General features: G+C 63.5%; 2 protein-coding genes and 1 pseudogene. All 3 read left to right on the forward strand.

What is annotated here, in order from left to right; translation table 11 throughout:
* The first annotated feature begins 48 nt into the window (after positions 1-48).
* Positions 49-567 carry a DNA repair protein RadC gene (locus A8B82_RS21250; RefSeq protein ID WP_067297139.1) on the forward strand — a complete coding sequence of 173 codons (519 nt, stop codon included), beginning with the start codon at positions 49-51 and terminating at the stop codon, positions 565-567.
* Positions 568-670: 103 nt separating this feature from the next.
* Positions 671-1,162: a DUF6878 family protein gene (locus tag A8B82_RS21255; RefSeq protein ID WP_067297141.1), complete on the forward strand. Its 492-nt coding sequence runs from the start codon at positions 671-673 to the stop codon at positions 1,160-1,162.
* Positions 1,163-1,172: 10 nt separating this feature from the next.
* Positions 1,173-1,316 (forward strand): annotated as a pseudogene (locus A8B82_RS24270) (DUF6915 family protein); the annotation flags it as partial.
* Positions 1,317-1,351 lie beyond the last annotated feature (35 nt).

The raw sequence follows: 1,351 nt of genomic DNA on the forward strand, positions 1-1,351 counted from the left end.
ACGGATGAGGCGGGGAGAGTGGCTTCCCGCGCCGTTGGAGATATTGCCATGTTTGACCTTCCCCTGCCTATCCAGCCGAACTCGCGCCCGATGGGTCCTGTCCCAAATGGCCCGGCTGTCGCTTCTGATTCCAGCCTGCCTTTCGCGCTGACCCGGATGCAACGGACGCCGGCAGCCCTGATGTCGGGCACCGCTGCCCCCGTGGTCGTTGAGCGTTTCGCGACGTTGGCCGATGCCATGCAGGGGGCGTTTGAGCATGCGGAGAATAACGGCTCCGATGCAGCGCCGCAGTTTCTGGCCATCCTTGATTGCGACCAGCGCCTGGTTCTTGTCGGGGCTGCCAGTCATGGCGCCGTGGCTTGGTGCCACCCTGTCGCCAATGCTCTTGAGGCGCGGGCCGTCGTGACCGAGGCGGTTCAACTTCGCGCCCAAGCTGGCCGTGCCATTGATTGGCACGAGCCTGAATTGGCGCAGCGGTTGCGTCACCGTGCCGATCTGCTGGATGCCCGCCTTGTCGACCCGCTCTGGCGTGCTTTTGCCGCCCGCGCGCTGCAGATCGCGGCGTGACGCCCAAGAGACAGAGGAGGGCTGGGAATGGTTTGAGCCTTCGGGGGTGCAGAAGAGTGCGCCTCCCGGGGGGCTGACCTGTCCTTACCGAACGGAGATATCCATGACCCAGACTGAACCCACTCTGGCCGCCCCGCTGCGACCTTCCACTGTCGATTTCGGGGCGATCCTTGCCGCGCATGCCGAACGCACCGCCCGGACCCTCGCCCTGCGCCCATGCAACAAAGACCGCCTGTTCGATGGCCTCATGGCCGCCGGCATCACCCATGTCACCGTGACCTTCGACGGGGCCGGTGACAGCGGCCAGATCGAAAGCATCGGCGCCTGGGCGGGCGAGACGGCTGTCGACTTCCCCGCGACTGAAATCCCCTATGCCGCGCTGACGTGGGATGATCCCGAGGTCGAGATGCGCAGCCTGTCACTGGAGGATGTTGTCGAGCAGCTCACCTACGACTTCCTCTCCGATACCCATGACGGTTGGGAAAACAACGACGGCGCCTACGGCGAGTTCTGCTTCGACGCCGCCGCCCGCTGCATCCATCTCGAGTTCAACGAGCGCTTCACCTCGTCCGAACTTTACACGCACGATTTCTGAGGGGGCGACGATGGCACATCCCTACCACCACGCCCTGTCCTCAGTGAAGAAATGGGGCGGCACGGTCGATGATTTCATCGCGGTGCATGCATGGTTCGACCAAAGCAAGGAGATCACCGCCGATTTTCGGCACCGGGCCCTGCGGCACCATGCCTTATCCTGACTCTATGGAATCGTCTTATTTCTGTG

The sequence above is a fragment of the Sulfitobacter sp. EhC04 genome (assembly GCF_001650875.1).
In the GTDB taxonomy this organism is placed as follows: Bacteria; Pseudomonadota; Alphaproteobacteria; order Rhodobacterales; family Rhodobacteraceae; genus Sulfitobacter.

Excerpts from the sequence above, each read along its gene's own strand:
- A8B82_RS21250 (WP_067297139.1), top strand. The coding sequence starts at position 49 with ATGTTTGACCTTCCCCTGCCTATCCAGCCGAACTCGCGCCCGATGGGT.
- A8B82_RS21255 (WP_067297141.1), top strand. The coding sequence starts at position 671 with ATGACCCAGACTGAACCCACTCTGGCCGCCCCGCTGCGACCTTCCACT.